Source organism: Nocardia asteroides (genome assembly GCF_900637185.1).
GTDB lineage: Bacteria > Actinomycetota > Actinomycetes > Mycobacteriales > Mycobacteriaceae > Nocardia > Nocardia asteroides.
This window is the reverse complement of sequence record NZ_LR134352.1, coordinates 4,326,079-4,340,381: the sequence shown is the minus strand read 5'-3', so window position 1 is coordinate 4,340,381 and position 14,303 is coordinate 4,326,079. Positions and strand designations below refer to the sequence as shown.

The following is a 14,303-nucleotide window of genomic DNA, read 5'->3' as shown; positions in this document are numbered from 1 at the left end:
GTGGCTGTCCCTGAGGGTGAGAGGACAGTGCCATGTCGACTCGTGTGACTGGTAGTGGAACCGCTCGGTCGCCGGTGCAGATCGGCGCCCTGGTGGTGGGATTTACATTTCTTCTGGTGGGTGTGCTCGGATTCATTCCCGGGATCACCACCGACTACAGCAGTCTGGAATGGGCGGGGCATCACTCGCAGGCGCAGCTGTTCGGGATCTTCACGGTGTCGGTGCTGCACAACATCGTGCATCTACTCTTCGGGTTCGCCGGAATCCTGGCCGCGGCCGCCGCGGCGTCCGCGCGGACGTTCCTGATCGGCGGTGGGCTGATCTATCTTGCGCTGTGGCTGTACGGGCTGTTCGTCGACGAGCACAGCGACGCCAACTTCGTCCCGCTCAACGATGCGGACAACTGGCTGCACCTCGGCCTCGGCCTGGGCATGATCGTGCTGGGACTGGCGCTGCCGCGCACCCTGCCGACGGAGCGGCCGATCACCGGAAGGACACAGTGATCGGTGCCCGCGCCTCCGCTCGCATCCCCTCTCACCTTCTCCGCCTTTCCCCGGTGTCGCGAACGCGGCACCGGGAGGGTCGTCGGTGGCCCGGGATCGGCCCGGCGTGGGGGACGTCGGTCGCGTACCCGGGATGACTCACCGCAAACCGGCACCGATGATCAGAGGTCGGGCGATCACCGCTCGACCGCTCGGCCGCCTAGCCCTGGCGGCGGACCATCTCCGCGATCCAGCTCGGCGCGAACGGCGACGTGCAGTTCGGCGGCGTCGGATAGTCCGCGAGCACCTGGAGCCGCTCGCCGATCTCGATCGCGCGGGCGCGCAGGCCGGGGTGGTGGATGCCGATGGTCGCCAGGCACTCGTTCATCGACCACTGCAGCCGGTCCGGCGCGTCCTTCATGTGCGCGTCGACCAGATCGAGCAACCCGGCCAGGTCCAGCCCGTCCGGGTTCTTCGCCACCCGGGCGCTGGTCAGTACCCAGCCCGCGCTCGCGACGACGGGGTCGTTGTCGGCGAACCAGGCCACGCGCAGCTCCTCGACGTGCGGGCTCTTCTTCACGACATAGCTGATCAGCCAGTCCTGGACTTTCGGCACCCTGGCATCGCGCAGCATGGCGTCCAGCTCGGCGGCGGTGTAGGCCTTGGGCTTGCCGATCAGGATCGCCACCAGGCGGGCGGCGGTGTCGCCGGTGGCCCAGAGCGCACCCGCCAGTTCGTGGTGGGTTTTCCGCCGCTTGGCCACTGCGCGCAGCTGGGTGAGGTTCACGGCGTGGTCGTCGCCGTGCCGCTCGTTCACCGCGCGGATCCTCGGATCCTCGAGGGCGGCCAGTTCAGCCAGAACCGCACGCACTGCGGCATCGGTCGCCATAGGGGTCTCCTGTCGTCCGCTGTCGAGGGTACGACCCGCTATCCGGCGCGCACGCGCAGGTCGCGGGCCAGATGGTCACGCTGTTCGAGTACCAGGCGGCGCAGTGCCCCCGGCGCGTCCGCGTTGTCGGCGAGCCAGGTGTCCACGGCATCGAGGGAATCGGCCGCGGGGAACAGCCCGAGCACCAGCCGCCGGGCGATCTCGATGCTGCGCTCGTCCCAGATCGTGCGCAGGTTCGCGAAATAGTCGGTGTCGTAGCGGGCGATCAGGTCGCGGCGGTGCCCGGCCCGGAAGCCGTCGACGACGGCGTCGAGGTGATCGTTGGTGAGCGTGGTGTCCCCGAGCGCGGCCGCCAGCGCGGCCGCCTTCACCTCGGGCTCCGGCCGCGCGGCCAGCGCGCGGCGGTGCGCCGTTCGCCCGGAGGCGGTGTCGTCGCCGGCGAGCTCGATATCGAGGTCGACAGCCGTGGCGGCGCCGGTCGCGGCGAGTGCGGTCCACAGGGCCCAGCGCAGATCGGGGTCGAGGGACAGCCCGTCGGGGGCCGCGATGTCGCCCGTGAGGATCCCCCTGATCTCACTGGCCCGGCTCCCGTCGATACCGGCCGCGGCGGCGGTCGCCCGCGCGAACGCCAGCTGGGTGCCCGACTTCGGTTCCGCCGAATGCAGAGTGGCCCAGCAGGATTCGAGCCAGTCACGCTGCCACCGCAGTCGGGCGTCCTCGGGCAGATAGTGGCCGATGGCGTAGGACGCGTTCGCAAGGACGGCCGCGAGCAGGGCCGTGTTCGATTCGGTGGGCGCGAAGTCCCGCGCCATCCGCAGGTAGCGGTCGACCGCGAGTTCACCGTCGCGGGTGGCGTTCCACAGTGCCGACCAGATGAGTCCGCGTGCCAGCGGGTCGGTGACCCGGTCCAGCGAGTGTTCCACCGTGGTCAGCGATTCGGCGTCCAGGCGGACCTTCGCGTAGGTGAGGTCGCCGTCGTTGAGCAGGCGCAGCGGCGCGGGCGCGAGGTCGACCGGTGTCCGGTCGGCGACGATATCGAGTTCCACCCGGTCCCGGCGGACCAGATCGCCCGCGGCGTCGAAGTCGTAGAGCCCCACGGCGAGCCGGTGCGGACGCGGATCGGTCTGCGTGATCGCGCCGTCGGCCAGGGTCAGCGTCGACATGCCGGAGGTCTGCAACCAGGACCGCGCCCACACCGTCAGATCGCGCCCGGAGGCGGCCGACAGCTCGGTGAGCAGATCGGCCAGCGTCGTGTTGCCGAACGCGTGGGTGCGGAAGTAGCGGCGCGCGCCGGTGAAGAACGCGTCCCGGCCGACGTAGGCGACCAGTTGCTTGAGCACGCTGGCGCCCTTGGCGTAGGTGATGCCGTCGAAGTTCAGTTTGGCGGCTTCCAGATCCGGGATGTCGGCGACGATCGGGTGCGTGGTCGGCAGCTGGTCCTGTGCGTACGCCCACGCCTTGCGGCGATTCGCGAACGCCACCCAGGCGTCGGTCCACTCGGTGGCCTCCGCGCTCGCCAGCGCGCCCATGAAATCGGCGAAGGACTCCTTGAGCCACAGGTCGTCCCACCACACCATGGTGACCAGGTCGCCGAACCACATGTGCGCCATCTCGTGCAGAATCGTGTTCGCGCGGCCCTCGTACTGCGCGGCGGTGGCCGCGCCGCGGAACACGTACGCCTCGGTGAAGGTGACCAGGCCGGGGTTCTCCATCGCGCCGAGGTTGTATTCCGGCACGAACACCTGGTCGTACTTGCCCCACGGGTACGGGTAGTCGAACTGTTCGGCGAAGAAGTCCATGCCCTGCTTCGTCACCTCGAGGATGGTGTCGGCGTCCAGGTGGCCGGCCAGCGACGCCCGGCAGAGCACGCCCAGGGGCACCGTGAGTTCGCCTCGGGTCCACGAGGATTCGACGCGGTGGTAGGGGCCCGCCGCCAGTGCGGTGATGTAGGTGGAGATCGGCAGCGTGGGGGAGAACGTGACGCGCGCGTGGTCCTCGTCGCGCTCGACCGCCTGGGCGGGCCGGTTGGACAGCACCTCCCAGCCCGCGGGCGCGGTCACCTCGAAGGTGAAGGGCGCCTTGAGATCCGGCTGTTCGAAGCAGGCGAAGACGCGGCGCGCGTCGGCGGGTTCGTACTGGGTGTACAGATAGGTCTGCCCGTCGACCGGGTCGAGGAATCGGTGCAGGCCCTCCCCGGACCGGCTGTAGACCGCGGTGGCCCGCACGGTCACCACATTGGTTTCGCGCAGGTCGGTGAGCGTCAGGCGGGCACCGTCGAAGTCGACGGGCACCTCGCGGCCGTTCACGGTGACCGACTCGACGGACCGGCCCAGGAAGTCGAGCCAGGTCCGGTCGCCGGTGGCGTCGAAGGTGACCGTCGTCGTGGTGGCGAAATCGTCTCGCTCCCGGTCCTCGGCGCCCGAGAGGTCGAGGTCGACGCGGTAGTCGCGGACGGTGACCGCCGCCGAGCGGGCGGCGGTCTCGGAGCGGGTGAGGTTCGCGGTAGTCACGCCACGATCCTGCCACTCCCGTCCGACACGGGCGGCTAGCTCGAACTCGCGTAGAGGTCCGCGATCTCGTCGGCGTACTTGTCGGCGATGACGCGGCGCTTCAGCTTGAGGGTGAGCGTGACCTCGTCGCCGCCCGCCTCCCAGAAGGTGGGCAGCACCCGGAACCGCTTGATCTGCTCGACCCGCGACAACTTCGTATTACCCTCCGCCACACCGGCTTCGATGGCCGCGAGCACGGTCGGGTCCACGGCGAGCGCGGCGGGTGAGGCGTCGGCCAGGCCGTGCGCGCGGGCGTAGGGTTCCACCGATTCGGCGTCGAGCACGATCAGCGCGGTGTTGTACGGCCTGCCGTCACCGATCACCGCCATGGCGCCGACCAGCGGCGTGGCCGCCTTGATCGCGTTCTCGATGTTGGTCGGCGACATGTTCTTGCCCGCCGCGTTGATGATCATCTCCTTCTTGCGGTCGACGACGGTGAGGAAGCCGTCGTCGTCGATCTCGACGATGTCACCGGTGTGCAGCCAGCCCTCGGCGTCGACCGCGTCGGCGGTCTGCTCCGGCAGGCCGCGGTATCCCTTCATCACCAGCGGGCCGCGCACATGCAGTTCGCCGTCGTCGGAGCGGCGGGCTTCCATGCCGGGCAGCAGCTTGCCGACCGCGCCGAGTTTGGCGTCGCGTGGATGGCTGACACTGCAGATGCACGCCAGTTCCGACATGCCCCAGATCTCGGCGATCGGGATGCCGAGACCGGCGAAGAAGCCCAGGGTCTGCGGCGGGATCGGCGCCGCGCCCGACAGCGCCCAGCGCACCCGGTCCAGGCCGAGGGCCGCGCGCAGCTTGCTCAGCACCAGCTCGTCGGCGCGCGCCCACTCCGCGGTCAGGTCGGCCGGGACGGGCTCGCCGGCCAGCTGGTGACGGCTGCGGGCCGCGGCCACCGACAGCGCCCACTCCATGGCGGCCCGGCGGGCGTCGTCGGGTTCGGCGCCGACCTTGAATTCGATGGCGGCCTTGAGCTTCTCCCACACCCGCGGCACCGCGCCCCACACGGTGGGCCGCAGATCGACCAGCGCGGCGGCGATCTGCTTGGCGTCGCCGACACTGGTTACCTGGGTGCCGAGCACCTCCTGCACGTACAGGGCCGTCAGCCGGTCGGCGATGTGGGCGGTGGGCATGAACGAGGTGATGGTGTCACCGAATTCGATGCCGAGCACCTCGGCGATCCCGGTCACCTGGAACAACAGCGCCGCGTGGGTGGTCTCCACGCCCTTCGGCGCGCCGGTGGTGCCGGAGGTGTAGATGAGGGTGGCCACGTCGTCGCCGCGCACCCCGCGCCAGGTGGAGTCGAAGTCGAAATCGTCGGCGGCCGCGGCGAACAGCTGCGCCACCGACAGCGTGCCCTCGGGGGCGTCGTCGACGCACACGATGTGGTCGAGGTCGATGCCCGCGGTGGCCAGCAGCTCGGCATACTGCGGTTCGCAGATCACCACCCGCGCACCGGCATTGCCGAGCACGTAGGCCAGCTGCTCGGGCGGGAGGGTGTTGTACACCGAGAACGAGGTGGCGCCCAGGTGCTGGGCGCCGACCTCGAGCGGATAGAACTCCACCCGGTTGCTCATCATCAGGGCCACGGTGTCGCCGTGACGCACCCCGAGCCCGGCCAGTCCGGCCGCGACCGCACGCACCTGGGTGGCGTATTCGCGCCAGGTGAGCGTGACGGTGTCACCGGGCGTACGCAGGGCGACGGCGTCGGGGTCGATCGCGGCGGTCCGCTGGAACGCGGCGGGCAGGGTGTCGACGGGGGCGATGCTCATGAGGCGGAGACTTTCTGGTTCACGACCGCCGGGGCGGTGCGGAGATGATCGGCGACGAACCGGGCGGCCGCCCGGTAGGCCGTCCGGGATTCCGGAACGACGGAGGGCAGGGTCTGGAAGGCGTGCATCTGATCCGGCCACACCCGCAACTCACACGGTGCGCCGGTGGCCAGCCAGGTGTGCGCGAGCTGTTCGGCGTCGGCACGGAAGTACTCGGTGGCACCGGTGTGGACGAGCAGCGGCGGCAGGCGCATGCCGTCCAGCGGCCGCAGCGCGAACGGCGCGTCGGTGAAGTGCGCGATGGCTCGGCGGGCGACCTGTTCGGAGAGCAGACCGTCGCGGTGCGCGCCGGGATGCCCCGCGGCCAGCGCGAGACGCAGATCGGCCATGGGGGAGAACAGGACCAGCGCGCCCGGCTGCGGTCCTCCCGCCGCCGCGTTCTCGATCGCCAGGTGCGCCGCGAGGAAACCGCCCGCGGAATCACCGGCGACGACGATGCGGCCCGGCGGATAGCCCAGCGACGTCAGCCACCGGAACGCCGCGGCCACGTCACACGGGGCCGCGGGGAAGGGGTGCTCCGGCGCGAGGCGATAGTCGAGGGTGAACACGGGAAGCTGTGTCGCCGTGGACAATCGGGATGCCACGCCGCGGTACCCGAACGCTGAACCGGCCACGAAGCCGCCGCCGTGGACGTACAGCACCGCCGCGTCGGCGCGCTCCGCCCGCGGGCCACGCACCCACTCACCGCGTACCCCGGCCTCGGCGACGGCCTCGGTGGTCGTGCCGCGCAGCGGCGGAGCGCCCGCGCGCAGCACCTGCTCGATGAGCAGCCGCGACGGCGGCAGCGTGTAGGCGTTCACCGGTGCCAGCGCCGCGAGCCTGCCCGCGGTGAGCGCCGAGAGCTGACGCACGGCGCGGGCCCGCAGGGACCCGCGTTCCCCGGTCACCGTCGTCGCTCGATCGCGCGGACCAGCTCGTGCACCGTCGCGTCGGCGGCGAGCTTGCCGTCGAGCACCACGTTCACCGCGCCGCGCAGCAGGGCGTAGGGCTCCCACCCGCTCGGCGCGATGGTGCGCGGTGCGCGCCGGGCGATGCCGTCGGCGATGGTGCGCGCCGCGTGCTCGGCGCTGATCCGGACGTTCAGCGGCCACGGCAGCAGACCGTCGAGTTCGCGGCCGAGGTCGTCGGCGTCGAGCATGTCGTGGGTCATGGCGGTCTCGACGATGCCGAAGTAGGCCACCCCGGCGCTGGCCCCGCTCGCGGCGAGCTCCACTCGCAGTGCCCGGCCCAGCTGCTCGACCGCCGCCTTGCTCACCATGTACGGCGACCCGCCCATGCCCGGTGCGAACGCCGCGCACGACGACACCACCACCACATGCCCGCGCGTGCGCACGACGTGGTCCAGGGCGGGATGGACGGTGTTGAACACCCCGGTCAGATTGATGCTCAGCACCCGGTCGAAATCGGCCGGATCCATCGTCCGGACGGTCGCGGGCACCGGGGTGACGCCCGCGTTGGCCACGACCACATCGAGGCGGCCGAACCGCCCCACCACCTCGTCGATCGCGGCGCGCATCCCCGCCCGGTCGGCGACATCGGCGCCCAGGGCGTGCGCGCGGGGCCGCAGCGGCTCGGCGGCGCGCTCGGCCGCGGCCTCGTCGATGTCGACGACCGCGACGATCGCGCCGCGCGCGTGCAGGATCTCGACCAGTTCGCGGCCGATGCCCTGGCCGGCGCCGGTGACCAGGACGACCTTGTCGGTGACGTCGTAGGCGGGCGCGAACCAGTGGACCGGGTTGAGCGTGGGCAGCCCCATCATGCCGACACCTCGTAGGACTCGATGTCGAAACGCCGGGTGCGACGGCGGTATTCGAAACTCCAGCTCGGATACAGGCCGGCGTTCGCGCCGTCGGCGGTGGTGTAGTAGCTCTCGCAGCCGCCGGTGAGCCATACCGTGTCCGCGCTGCGGGTGCGCATCTCGGCGAGGAAGTCGTCCTGCACCTGCGCGCGCACTTCCACCCGTCGCGTGCCCGTGGCCCGCAGGGTGCGCAGGGCGTCGACGATGTAGGCGATCTGGGATTCGATCATGTACACCGCCGACTGATTGCCCACCGCGCCGAACGGCCCGAGGGTGCAGAAGAAGTTCGGGAATCCGGCCATCGTGGCGCCCAGGTAGGTCTGCGGGCGCTTCGCGTACAGGTCGCCGATCGAGTGACCGTCGCGGCCGACGATGCGATCGAACACGGCGGGCGTGGTGGTGAAACCGGTGCCGTAGATGATCGTGTCGACGGGGATCTCCTGCCCGGCGCGGGTGACGATGGAGTTCGCCCGCACCTCGGCGATGCCGTCGGTGACGACCTCGACATTGTCCTGGTCCAGCGCGGGCAGGTACGCGTCGGAGAAGATGGCGCGCTTGCAGCCGATCATGTAGTCCGGTGTCACCTTGGCGCGCAGGCGCGGGTCCCGGATCTGGCGGCGCAACTGCATCCGGCCGAGGAATTCGTACGGGTGACGGAACCGGTTGTCGACGAACCCGACCAGCCCGAAGCCCTCGATCAGCGTGTACCAGGTGCCACGCACCGCCTTCTGCGCGAGCGGCAGCTGCCGCAGCAGCAGCCGTTCCAGCCCGAGCGTGGGGCGGTCCATTCGCGGCACGATCCACGGCGCGGACCGCTGGAACACCGTCAGCGCCGCCACCTTCGGCTGGATCTCGGGCACGAACTGCACCGCCGAGGCGCCGGTGCCGATGACCGCGACCCGCTCGCCGGTCAGATCGTGGTCGTGGTCCCAGTGCAGCGAGTGGAACGCGGTGCCCTCGAACGATTCCAGGCCGGGCAGCGACGGGTACTTCGCCTCGGCGAAGATGCCCGCGGCCGAGAGGAAGTAGTCGGCGGTGAGCTCGCCGCGCGAGGTCTCGATCCGCCACACCGACCCGTCCTCGTCCCAGCGGGCCGCGAGCAGTTCGGTACCCAGCCGCACGTGCCGCAGCACATCGAAGCGCTGCGCGACCGAACGCAGGTACGCCAGGATCTCGGACTGCTTGCCGTAGGTGCGCGACCAGGACGGGTTGGGGGCGAAGGAATAGCTGTAGAGCTGCGACGGCACATCGCAGGCGCAGCCCGGGTAGGTGTTGGCCTGCCAGGTGCCGCCGATGTCGTCGGCGCGCTCGAGCACGACGATGTCGTCGAAGCCGGCCTCGCGCAGTTTGATCGTCAGCCCGATACCGCCGAAACCGGCGCCGAGCACGACGATGTGCCTGTGTTCTGTGGGCATGGGTCAGCCGATCCTTCCGTGCAGCACCGAGACGAGGCGGTCGACGACGGTGTCGACCGCGGTGCCGCGGGTGAATGTCGTGAGCGCCAGCGGCGACGGGAAACGTTGCCGCGTGGTCGCTTTCGCGTAGGTGAACTCGCGCAGCCCGTCCGGGCCGTGCACCCGGCCGAAGCCCGCGGAGCGCACGCCGCCCAGCGGCAGCGCCGGGATGGTGGCGTGGGCGACGTAGGCGTTGATCGAGGTACCGCCGGCCTCGATGCGGTCGGCGATGGCGTCGCCGTGCCTGCGGGCGAAGACGGTGGCGCCGAGTCCGTACTCGGCGGCGTTGACCCGCTCGACCGCCTCGTCCATCGACGCCACCCGGGTGACGGTCAGGGTGGGTCCGAAGGTCTCCTCGGTGATCGCGAGCGCGTCCTCCGGCACGTCGACCAGGATCGTCGGCTGCACGAACTGTCCCTCGACGGCATCGATCCCGCCCAGCAGCGCGCGACCGCCGCGTGCCACGGCGTCGGTCAGATGGCGCCGGATCACGTCGAGCTGCTTCGGCATGGTGATCGGGCCGATCTTCGCCGCCCCGGTGCCCGCGCGCACGCCCTCGGCCCGCGACAGCAGTTCGGTGAGGAACGCGTCGTAGACCTCGGTGTGCACGTAGACCCGTTCCACGCCCAGGCAGGTCTGCCCGGCGTTGGCCATCCCGCCCCACAGCGCCGCGTCGGCGGCGGCACCGAGGTCGGCGTCGGCGTCGACCACCAGCGCGTCCTTGCCGCCGCATTCCATGAGCACCGGGGTGAGCCGCTCCGCGCAGGCCGCCATCACCCGCTTGCCGGTCTCGGTGGACCCGGTGAACCCGATCTTGCCGACCTTGCTGCGGCACAGCGCGGCCCCGGTGGCACCGTCACCGGTGACGACCTCGAACGCGCCCGACTCGGGGACGGCGCGCGCGAACGCCGCGGCCAGCCACCGGCCGACCCCGGGGGTGTACTCGCTCGGCTTGAACACCACCGTGTTCCCCGCGGCCAGCGCGAAGGAGATCGAGCCGAGCGGGGTGAACACGGGATAGTTCCACGGGCCGATCACCCCGACGACGCCGAACGGGCGGTACTCGACGCGGCACGCGTGATTGAGGGTGAGCAGACTCGGCGTCACCGAACGGGAACCGAGCACCTCCTCGGCATGGTGGGCCGCCCAGCGCAGGTGTTCCAGCGCCATCACGATCTCGAGTGCCGCGTCGGGGACCGGCTTGCCCATCTCGAGGTGGATGAGCCGGGCGAGTTCGGCACGGCCACGGGTGATCTCGGCACGCCAGCGATCCAGGTGCCGGGCGCGTCCGGCGAAACCGGCGGCCCGCCAATGCGCCGCCGCCGCAGCAGCCCGCTCGACCGCCGCGTCGACGGCGGCGGCGTCGTGGATCGGGTAGGTGCCGACGACCGCGCCGGTCGCCGGGTTGTGCACGTCGAAGGTGGCGGAACGGTCGGAGAGCAGGGAAGTCATGGGGGACCAGGCCTTTCGCGGTCAGAGGTCCAGCGTGAGCGCGTCGCCGGCGGACCGTGACACACAGGTCAGGAGGTGATCGGCGCGCTCGGTCGCGGTGAGCAGCCGGTCGCGGTGCTCGACCTCGCCGCCGAGGACGCGGGTCTTGCAGGTGCCGCAGAAGCCCTGCCTGCACGAGTAGACGACGTCGGGGCGCACCCGCCGGATCGCGTCGAGCGCGGTCTCGGCACTGCCGACGCGCACCGTGCGCCCGGTGCGGGCCAGGGTGAGGTCGAATTCGCGTCCGTCGGTGACCGGGCGCGCCGAGAACAGTTCGGTGTGCAGGGACGCGGTCGGGTTGAGCGTGAACAGGGTGCGCTGGGCGAGGTCGAGCACCGGGGGCGGGCCGCAGACGTAGACGGCGGCGCCGGGCGCCGCGGTGGCGAGTACGGCGGGGATGTCGGGTGTGCCGGTCTCGTCGTCGGGCAGTATCTCGGTGTTCGCCGGGACCTCGCCGAGAAACGGCATGGTGTCGCGGGAGCGGCCCAGATACACCAGCCTGCCGCGCTCGCCCGCCGCCCGCGCCATCGGCAGGATCGGCGTGATGCCGATGCCGGCGGCGACGAACAGGTAGGACGGCGCGGACGCGACGAAGGGGAACGCATTGCGCGGGCCACGGATCCGCAGCGCATCGCCTGCCCGCAGCGTGTGCATCTCGCGGGAACCGCCGTCGCCGTCGTCGAGGCGGCGGACCGCGATCCGGTAGCCGGACCGGTCGCCTGGATCGCCGCACAGCGAGTATTGGCGCTGCCGCCCCGAGGGCAGGAACACGTCGAGGTGCGAGCCGGGGCGCCACGCGGGCAGTAGTCCGCCGCCGGGGCGGGTCAGCGACAGGCTCACCACGTCGGCGGTCTCGGCCCGGACCGATCCGACGACGACGTCGAGGTCGAAACCGGTGTGCCGCACCGGGTGTGGCGGCGAGATCGCGGGCCGGGTGAACACCTTCTTGTAGACGTCGACCGCCGCGCCGAGCGCCCGCAGGCCCGGCGTCGCCACCTGGGCGGGGGCGCTCACGCGCGGGCCGCCGGGGAGTGCGCCAGGTAGCGCAGGGCATTGTCCATCGACCCCAGCTGGGACGGATGGAATCCCGGCCGCAGATAGCGCGGCATCTCGGTGACGAAGGTGGTGAAGCTGGGAATCACCCCGCGCGCGGTGGCGCTGACGAACTGCCTCGCCCACGACCGGCCCTTGTCGGTGCTGGGGTCCTTGCGATACAGGTACGCCGTCGAGATCACGAACAGCGGCAGCAGCGTTCCGCTGGCGAGCAGGCCGGTGCGCACCCGCCGGGCGTAGCCGCCGTCGACATGCATGTAGGCGTCGAAGACCACGCTGCGGTGCTCGACCTCCTCGGCCCCGTGCCAGCGCACCAGATCCAGCATCGTGGGGTCCATGCCGAGCTCGGCGAGAATCTCGGACTCGAGCAGCCACTCGCCGATCACGGCGGTGAAATGCTCCATCCCCGCGAACAGCCCGAGCCGTTCCTTCAGCCACTGCTCCTTGGCGCGCCCGGTCAGCCCTTGATCGCCGAGCACCCGGTCGACCAGCCAGGCCACCTTCGCCACGTAGGAGTCCACGTCGAGCCCGATCGACTGCAGATGCCTGCGGGCGCCTTCGTGACTGCTGGCGTGCATGGACTCCTGGCCGATGAAGCCGGTGACCTCCTCCCGCAGCCGCTCGTCGTCGATATAGGGCAGCGCCTCGGCGAGGCAGTCGGCCATCGCCCGTTCCCCTTCGGGCAGGACCAGGTGCATCACATTGGTGACATGCGTGGCCAGCACCTCCCCGGGGATGTAGTGCATGGGCACCGACGAGAAGTCGAAATGCACATCCCGGGCCTGAATCGCGTGCGCCTCTTCCTGATAGGAGCGCGCCGTTGCACTGTTATCAGCCATGCCTTGACCGTACAGTGCAACAAAAAGTATCGCAATGTTGCACGGAAGGTTGTTCCGCGGTGGTGATCGGTGATCGGTCGGCCTGCTACCGTCGAGTCGTGCTTTCCACCGCCGCGACCTCGGGAGATTCACCCACCGACTCGGTCGAAGAACGGATCCTCGACGCCGCTCTCATTCAGTTCCAGCAGGTCGGCGTGCGGAAGACGACGATCGAGGACATCGCCCGCGCGGCCGACGTCGACCGGGCGACCGTCTACCGCCGCATCGGTTCGCGCGACGACGTGGTGCGCGCGGCCTTCGAGCGCGAGGTCCGGCGGCTGCTCGAGGATCTGCGGGAGATCCCGGCCCGCCACGACCGCTTCGACGACATCGTCGTGGAGGTGTTCAGCACCGTGATCACCCGCTGGCGGGCCCACCCGCTGGTGGAGCGGCTGCTCACCCTCGAGGCCGACCGGCTGCTGCCCCAGCTCACCGTGGACGGCGCGTCGTTCTTCCTGCTCTCGGTGGCGGCCTCGACCGAGATCGTCGCGAAGGTGCTGGAGGACAACCGTTTTCCGGAGATCCCGGATCTCACCGCGCGCGTCGAGGTCGTCTGCCGGGTGGTGCACTCGCTGATCCTGCAGCCGGTCGGCACCGTCGACACCGGCTCACCGGACGCGCTGGCGGCCTATGCCCGCGCCTACATCGTCCCGATTCTCACCCGGTGACTCCGTAGGCGCGGACGGCTCCCTCAGAGGAAGCGGGCGATGAGGTCCTTCATGACCTCGTTGGCGCCGGCGTAGATGCGCGAGATGCGCCCGTCGGCCCACATGCGCGCGATCGGGTACTCCTCCATGTAGCCGTAGCCGCCGTGCAGCTGGACGCACCGGTCGATCACCTGAGACTGCTGATCGGTGGTCCAGTACTTGACCATGGCCGCGGTCTTCACATCCAGCTGCCCGCGCAGGTGCTTGTCGACGGCGGAGTCGACGAAGGTGCGTACCACCTCGGCGATGGTCGCGCAGTCGGCCAGCTCGAAACGGGTGTTCTGCATGGCGAACAGCGGCTTGCCGAAAGCGTTGCGCTGCTTGACGTATGCCAGCGTCTCGGCCACGGCGGCCTCGATCGCCGCGGCGGCCGCCACGCCGCAGATCAGCCGCTCCTGGGGCAGCTGCTGCATCAGCTGGATGAAGCCCTCGCCCTCGGCGCCGAGCAGGTTGGCCTGCGGGACCCGCAACCCGTCGAAGAACAGCTCGGTGGTGTCCTGGCCCTTCTGGCCGACCTTCTTGAGCAGCCTGCCGCGCTCGAAGCCGGGGGTGTCGTCGGCGACCTCGGCGACCACCAGCGACACGCCCTTGGCGCCCTGGGTCGGGTCGGTCTTCACCGCGATGATCAGCAGGTCGCAGTTGCGGCCGTTGGAGATGAAGGTCTTGGCGCCGGTGATCAGGTAGTCGTCGCCGTCCTTGACCGCCTTGGTGGCGATGTTCTGCAGGTCGGAGCCGGTGCCGGGCTCGGTCATCGCGATGGCGCCGATCCACTCGCCGGAGGCGAGCTTGGGCAGCCAGCGCTTCTTGTTCTCCTCCGAGGCGTAAGCCAGGATGTAGTGCGGCACGATCCCGGTGTGCACGCCGAGCTGCATCGAGGAGTCGCCGCCCTTGACCTGCTCGGTGAACAGCACCGCCTCGTGCGCGAAAGTGCCACCGCCGCCGCCGTATTCCTCGGGAATCGACATGCACAGCAGGCCGAGCTCGCCGGCCTGCCGGTAGACCTCCCGGCTGGGGAACCCCTGCGCGGCGAACTCCTCGCGATGCGGCGCGACGGTGTTCGTGAAGAAGGTGCGGGCCAGTTCGGCCAGGCCCTGCAGCTCCGACTCGGCGTCGGTGCCGCGGTCGGTATCGGCGGTGCTCATCGGGGTCCTTTCCCAGTGATCGATGTCC

Annotated in this window: 12 protein-coding genes; 2 read left to right on the top strand and 10 right to left on the bottom strand. The window is 70.5% G+C overall.

Annotation, left to right across the window (positions count from 1 at the left end; genetic code table 11):
- The first annotated feature begins 32 nt into the window (after nucleotides 1–32).
- Complete coding sequence (locus tag EL493_RS20300) at nucleotides 33–503, top strand: DUF4383 domain-containing protein (RefSeq protein WP_030202212.1); 471 nt, start codon at nucleotides 33–35, stop codon at nucleotides 501–503.
- Between the two features lie 199 nt (nucleotides 504–702).
- On the opposite strand, the gene EL493_RS20295 is transcribed toward EL493_RS20300, so the two are convergent.
- From EL493_RS20295 to EL493_RS20255, 9 genes are read right to left on the bottom strand one after another with little or no spacing between them, the layout of a single operon-like run.
- Nucleotides 703–1,371, bottom strand: coding sequence for a DNA alkylation repair protein (locus EL493_RS20295; protein WP_019047155.1), 669 nt, complete (start codon nucleotides 1,369–1,371; stop codon nucleotides 703–705).
- A 38-nt stretch (nucleotides 1,372–1,409) separates the two neighbouring features.
- A complete protein-coding gene (gene pepN, locus EL493_RS20290; protein ID WP_019047154.1) occupies nucleotides 1,410–3,881 on the bottom strand; it encodes an aminopeptidase N in 2,472 nt (823 codons plus the stop codon).
- Between the two features lie 35 nt (nucleotides 3,882–3,916).
- Entirely contained in the window at nucleotides 3,917–5,692 is a 1,776-nt protein-coding gene (fadD11, locus tag EL493_RS20285; RefSeq protein ID WP_019047153.1) for a fatty acid--CoA ligase FadD11, read from the bottom strand.
- Nucleotides 5,689–6,639 (bottom strand): alpha/beta hydrolase, encoded by a 951-nt coding sequence (locus EL493_RS20280; protein ID WP_019047152.1) that lies wholly within the window; start codon nucleotides 6,637–6,639, stop codon nucleotides 5,689–5,691. Before EL493_RS20280 ends, fadD11 begins: the two co-directional genes overlap by 4 nt.
- The gene (locus EL493_RS20275) at nucleotides 6,636–7,508 is read right to left on the bottom strand and encodes a short-chain dehydrogenase/reductase (protein WP_019047151.1); all 873 of its coding nucleotides are present in this window, start codon (nucleotides 7,506–7,508) and stop codon (nucleotides 6,636–6,638) included. The genes EL493_RS20280 and EL493_RS20275 overlap by 4 nt, the downstream gene beginning before the upstream one ends.
- Nucleotides 7,508–8,965: a flavin-containing monooxygenase gene (locus EL493_RS20270; RefSeq protein ID WP_019047150.1), complete on the bottom strand. Its 1,458-nt coding sequence runs from the start codon at nucleotides 8,963–8,965 to the stop codon at nucleotides 7,508–7,510. The genes EL493_RS20275 and EL493_RS20270 overlap by 1 nt, the downstream gene beginning before the upstream one ends.
- A gap of 3 nt (nucleotides 8,966–8,968) precedes the next feature.
- Nucleotides 8,969–10,456, bottom strand: a complete 1,488-nt coding sequence (locus EL493_RS20265; RefSeq protein ID WP_019047149.1) for an aldehyde dehydrogenase family protein — start codon at nucleotides 10,454–10,456, stop codon at nucleotides 8,969–8,971.
- 21 nt (nucleotides 10,457–10,477) lie between these two features.
- Complete coding sequence (locus EL493_RS20260) at nucleotides 10,478–11,509, bottom strand: PDR/VanB family oxidoreductase (RefSeq protein WP_019047148.1); 1,032 nt, start codon at nucleotides 11,507–11,509, stop codon at nucleotides 10,478–10,480.
- Nucleotides 11,506–12,387, bottom strand: a complete 882-nt coding sequence (locus tag EL493_RS20255) for a metal-dependent hydrolase (RefSeq protein ID WP_022566874.1) — start codon at nucleotides 12,385–12,387, stop codon at nucleotides 11,506–11,508. Before EL493_RS20255 ends, EL493_RS20260 begins: the two co-directional genes overlap by 4 nt.
- Nucleotides 12,388–12,485: 98 nt before the next feature.
- On the opposite strand from EL493_RS20255, the gene EL493_RS20250 reads away from it, so the two are divergent.
- Complete coding sequence (locus EL493_RS20250) at nucleotides 12,486–13,094, top strand: TetR/AcrR family transcriptional regulator (protein WP_126405799.1); 609 nt, start codon at nucleotides 12,486–12,488, stop codon at nucleotides 13,092–13,094.
- Between the two features lie 23 nt (nucleotides 13,095–13,117).
- On the opposite strand, the gene EL493_RS20245 is transcribed toward EL493_RS20250, so the two are convergent.
- Entirely contained in the window at nucleotides 13,118–14,275 is a 1,158-nt protein-coding gene (locus EL493_RS20245) for an acyl-CoA dehydrogenase family protein (RefSeq protein WP_019047145.1), read from the bottom strand.
- Between the last annotated feature and the right edge of the window lie 28 nt (nucleotides 14,276–14,303).

What these genes read in the sequence shown, in the direction of transcription:
- EL493_RS20300 (WP_030202212.1), top strand. Translation starts at nt 33, where the DNA reads ATGTCGACTCGTGTGACTGGTAGTGGAACCGCTCGGTCGCCGGTGCAG.
- EL493_RS20295 (WP_019047155.1), bottom strand. Translation starts at nt 1,371, where the DNA reads ATGGCGACCGATGCCGCAGTGCGTGCGGTTCTGGCTGAACTGGCCGCC.
- EL493_RS20275 (WP_019047151.1), bottom strand. Translation starts at nt 7,508, where the DNA reads ATGGGGCTGCCCACGCTCAACCCGGTCCACTGGTTCGCGCCCGCCTAC.
- EL493_RS20255 (WP_022566874.1), bottom strand. Translation starts at nt 12,387, where the DNA reads ATGGCTGATAACAGTGCAACGGCGCGCTCCTATCAGGAAGAGGCGCAC.
- fadD11 (WP_019047153.1), bottom strand. Translation starts at nt 5,692, where the DNA reads ATGAGCATCGCCCCCGTCGACACCCTGCCCGCCGCGTTCCAGCGGACC.
- EL493_RS20270 (WP_019047150.1), bottom strand. Translation starts at nt 8,965, where the DNA reads ATGCCCACAGAACACAGGCACATCGTCGTGCTCGGCGCCGGTTTCGGC.
- EL493_RS20245 (WP_019047145.1), bottom strand. Translation starts at nt 14,275, where the DNA reads ATGAGCACCGCCGATACCGACCGCGGCACCGACGCCGAGTCGGAGCTG.
- EL493_RS20265 (WP_019047149.1), bottom strand. Translation starts at nt 10,456, where the DNA reads ATGACTTCCCTGCTCTCCGACCGTTCCGCCACCTTCGACGTGCACAAC.